This is a genomic window from Pseudomonadota bacterium (assembly GCA_030859565.1).
Classification (GTDB): Bacteria; Pseudomonadota; Gammaproteobacteria; order JACCXJ01; family JACCXJ01; genus USCg-Taylor.
In genome coordinates this window covers 1-4,746 of sequence record JALZJW010000212.1, presented here as the reverse complement: position 1 = coordinate 4,746, position 4,746 = coordinate 1, and the positions used below count along the sequence as shown (strand labels likewise).

The window sequence follows — 4,746 nt, the reverse complement described above, 5'->3', positions numbered from 1 at the left end:
GGGGGACTCCGCATGGACCGAAACCCACGCGCTCCTCGCGCGCACACGAGCACCCACGAGGATTCCAAAGGCAAGCAACTCGCGACGCTTCGTTTCAGACGGCAAAATGCCATTTGTCGACGAGTTCAAAGTTCGACGCCCGCATTATCACATGAAAGATGCGCGCCCGCGCCGGGGCGCCAGGACTGCGCGGCACAAACGACAACCGCCGGGTCCCATGGGAACCCGGCGGTCAGTACGGCTGAGACTACCTCGCTCAGCCCCAGCTGAGTTAGTTGGTTAGGAGCTGTGGCTACACATTCCTTATCGTGAGTGCGGCCAGCTTACCAGAGGCACTCACTTCAGGAGTACCTTACCCCAGAGGCTCGGGTAGAGTTTGGCCTCGGTCGGGAGGTCGAAAGTCGCGGCCGTTTCGGCGCTGCGACTGTGCCACCAGGCGGTGTAGATGTTCGTGTCGCCGGCTGGGTCGCCGAAGATCACCTGCACATCGAAGGGGATCTGCATGCCTGCTTGCGGCGTGATGCCTAACTGAGTCCAGGGGATCGCGACTTCCAGCCAGTATTCGCTGTCGCTGAGTCGCTGAGGCATTGATTGGGGATTGATCGCACCGACGTACTCGAGCGTCACTGACGAGACGGGCGAGGAGAAGGTGTAAGGCTTCTTGATCGGCCACACCGGCCGGTAAGCCATATTCACGTGTGCACCGCCTACATCGGCAAACACGATTTTCTGATTCAGGCCTGGGGTGCCGAAGCAGAAGCCTACGGCGTCGCCGCCTTTAATAATCAATTCAGGCTTGCCTGAGCCGTTTATCAGCGGACTCGAGTCAATGACCAGGATTGACGCGTAGAAGTTCTGAGCATCCCAGGCCGTACGGAACCGCGCGACGTGACCCGAGGAACCTTCGACTTTGGTTTCCGCCTGAGCAGTCCATTCCGCATCCCCGCCGTCGACCAGCCAGTCAGGAGTGGCGCGCACAGCTTCGACAAGGTCACTACCAACCGGATTCTGGCCGTCATCAAATATGGCATTGCCCCAGCCATCGGGGTAAAGCTTCGTCTCCACGGCGCGGTCGGTGGTGACCAGCATGTTCGGGTTTTTCCCCTGCCAATAGCTCTTGATCCTCTTGGCTCCTTCTTTCCAGACCATCCCAATGTCAAAGCGCAGACGCTTGCCTTTGATCGTCGCCAGGGTTTGGCCCGGGAGCAACAAGCTGCTGAGCGGGATTGCGATTTGCACAACCGCCCCGTTGCCATGAACCGGGTAATCGACGCCGACATTGACCTGTCCGGCATCGACCTGCCAGAACTGAACGTTCTGCAGGGTGGTCGTGGCACTTGCCCCCTGGTAGCTAAACGGGGCGGGATTGGTCACCGTGGAAACCGGCTGCATAAGAAGGGCCCCGGCATTGAGCTCCGCGGTATTGGCATAGACGATGCGCTGATCTCCCTTGACTGCGGCGGTGCGCGCCACGTTGGCGGCCGGGTTCATGCCGATGAGCAGCTCGAGAGTGTCGCCACCCTCGAACGCGTAGGGAATGTTTCCCTCCTCCGTCATGTTAGAAAAGCCGTTGGAGAGCATATCCGCGCGCACGTAGAGGTAAGAGTCATCGTAGAGCAATCCAACCTCACCTTTCAATTTTCCGTCGCGCAAAATTGGTATCATCGAGACGTCCCTCGACCATTCAATTCCGTAGTTGGGAACAATGCCGTCCACAACGCGCGCATTCACCACGCGCTTGATCAGGTAATCAGCGGGCGCTGGCAGAGCCGTTGAAGGTTTCGTCAGCGTGAAAGCCCGCGGAGCGTTGACCACGATCGATGGCAATCCGTTAACTTCGAAAACGTGACTTGCCTGGCTGCCGGAGATATACAGAAACTTACGTTTCGTGACCGGGTTCTCCATCACTGATCCGGAGTAGGCTTCCACGTCAAGACGATCAGGACCCATAGTTTGCGGCTTGTATGGATCCTGCATGAGCGAAGTAACATAAAACCCGTCACGGTGAATGACGTGGACCATGCCCTCCATGTCTGTCACAAAGAGGCAATTCGCCATCTCGCCGCAATTGCGCTGGACAAAATACATCTCGCCAGGCGCGGCTGCTCTTTGCGCCTTCTGGCCGATCACCCAACGCTGATTCCAGTTCTTGTCGTAGCTGCGGAGATAGCACTCGCTGCTGCGACCCGCCCAGAAGCCCTCGCCCACTGGAAGGCTGCGCGACAAGGGATTGGCCAGATTATAGAAGTTCCCCAACCCGTCGCGCTCCGGCGATTCCCCCTCGAAGAATTGAATCCACGAGGAAGGAAAATCGGCCAGAGTGAGGATATCATCCTGGTGGTAAAGCGGTGCGCCTCCGGCCGCGAAGCCGCGAGGTTTCCACGAATAGCCGAAACTGGTGAAGAGGGTGAAATCATTAGCTATCTGCGCGGTCTTGAAAAACTGCGGCCCATTCTCCGCGTTAGGTACATGAACAATTCGGACCTCGGCGGATTGGACGGCAGCGTCTCCGTTATCGTCACACCACATGCTCACTTCGGTGGCCCAGCCCTGGCGTTCAATGCCACGCGCCCTCGCAAGGTTCGTAAGCGACCCCTCCTCGGGAAGATTTGCTATGCAGGCCATCACCGGACGAAGGTGATCGGCTTCAACCAAATACAGGGTCTGTCCGCCCCCCACGCCCATACCCGCCCACATATACGTTTTACCGTTGAACGAGAGCATCTTTTCGGGAGTATAGTTCTCCCCCACACCGCTCATCACGCCGGCGCCCGCCGAACCCCAACGCGGGCGCAGAATCCTGCCCATTGCAGAGGTTTTGTTGGTGTAATCCACCCGGCTGGTAAACGTGCCCCACATCGTGGAGAAAACTTCGTTCATGTCGTTCGGGTTAGGCGCGGTCAGCGCCGAAATGTTTACCGAGCCGAAGCCCTGATAGAGCAGCGTCCCCGTCGCCGAGAAACGCCCAGTCCGCTTGGGCATCGAATCTTCCCCCACCCAAAAGGTGCCGTCGGCTAGAACGGTAATGGAAGACGCGTGCCGGAAATCCTGGGGCTGGAACTGGCCACCGGTGAGCGCGTCCAGACCGCCCCCCTTGCGGCCGAACGTGGCGAGCAGTTGCCCAGCCGCAGAGAATTTCTTGACTTGCTGGCTTTGACCCAGATCCGTCACGAAGAGGGCGCCGCCCTGGGCGCGTGCCAGTGCGAACGGTGCTTCGAGACCGGTGCTGATGATCGGCGTGGCCACTTTGGTTTGCAACTTCACGGAGAGAACTTTGCCGTTGGTGACCACCAGCAGATTACCCAGGCCATCGAGCGCCAATCCGCGGGGTCGGGGCATCGCAATCGTGTCGACGCGGCCCAGACTTCCTGCCTCGAAGACCTCGATCCGGTTCTTCAATGGATTGCTGACGTAGACACGCCCGCCCCCGGCGGCCATGCCCCAAACGAAGCCATTGCCATACTGATCGTCACGAGAGAAGTTAAACGTCAGGCTTCCAGCAGGGCCGATAAGGGATGTGTCGCCCGCCGGTCGCTCTGTGTCCAGAGGGACCCAGAGGATCTCGCGACCGGTGTTCCTGTCGATTTTACTCAGCTTCTCTTTTTTCCCTGCATAAAGAAATGCATCGTCGGAAGCGATCGCCAGGTAGCCGAAAAAGGCGTCGATGTTGCTGCCCCAGATTGCTTTGCTGCCATCGAAGGTGCGTTTTTGGACAGAATAGTTCCCTTCGGCGGCAGTCCAGGCGATATAGACGCCCGTGGAATCGCTGGTGACGGCGGCGGGGTTGCCAAGGTTTCCACCCCAGGCACCCGTGCCGTCGGCAGTAAACCACGGCGGAGTGCCGCTATTGCCGATGCTCGTGATGTAAGATGTCGTGACACCCTTATGAGTGAGCAGCCGCCATTGATATGGGCCCTCGGGCAGCAGCCGCCCGTCGTTGTCGCGGCCATCCCAAAAGGCTTTGTTCGCACCGAGCTTTTTGCTTTCTCCAACGATCAATTCGCGCACGATCCAACCATCAGGGCGGGTAATGTTAAGCGTCACGACGCTGTCCGCCGTCAGCGTGTAGTTGATCTCTGCTCCGGCTGTGATTGCGGGCGGAGGGGTCGTGCCTACCGCGACCTGGCCGCTGCTGGCGACACGGGTGTAGCCGTCAGCCAGGAAGTAGCGGAAATCGTACTGACCGGCTTGCGCGGGCGCGGTAAAGCTGCGGCTGCCGGAGGCGGTTCCACCGGTGTACTGTCGGCCCACAAAACTCGCGTCCGGATCGCCGACACGGAAGAGGCCGACCCAGTCGGTGGTAGATCGCCCTCCGGAGGCGGTCCAACTGGCGGTGAGTTGATCGCCGCTTGCCACCGTGCTGGGGCTGGCCGCCAAGGTATAAACGGGTGGGGGTGGTGGAGGCGTCGTGCCTACGGTGACCTGGCCGCTGCTGGCGGCACGGGTATAGCCGTCGGCCAGGAAGTAGCGGAAGTCGTACTGACCCGCTTGCGCGGGCGCGGTAAAGTTGCGGCTGCCGGAGGCGGTGCCGCCGGTGTACTTCCAGGCCACAAAGGTCTCGTCCGGATCGCCCACACGGTAGAGGCCGACCCAGTCGGTGGTAGATCGCCCTCCGGAAGCGGTCCAAATAGCGGTGAGTTGGCCGCCGGTTGCCACCGTGCTGGGGCTGGCCGCCAATGTATAAACGGGCTGGGGCGGAAGGCTTCCGATGGTCACCTGGTTGCTGGTGGCCACACGTTGGTACTC

Annotated in this window: 1 protein-coding gene; it reads right to left on the bottom strand. The window is 59.9% G+C overall.

The window, feature by feature from the left end; all coding sequences use genetic code 11:
- Nucleotides 1–336 precede the first annotated feature (336 nt).
- The gene (locus M3436_19400) at nucleotides 337–4,734 is read right to left on the bottom strand and encodes a hypothetical protein (GenBank protein MDQ3566153.1); all 4,398 of its coding nucleotides are present in this window, start codon (nucleotides 4,732–4,734) and stop codon (nucleotides 337–339) included.
- Nucleotides 4,735–4,746: the final 12 nt, after the last annotated feature.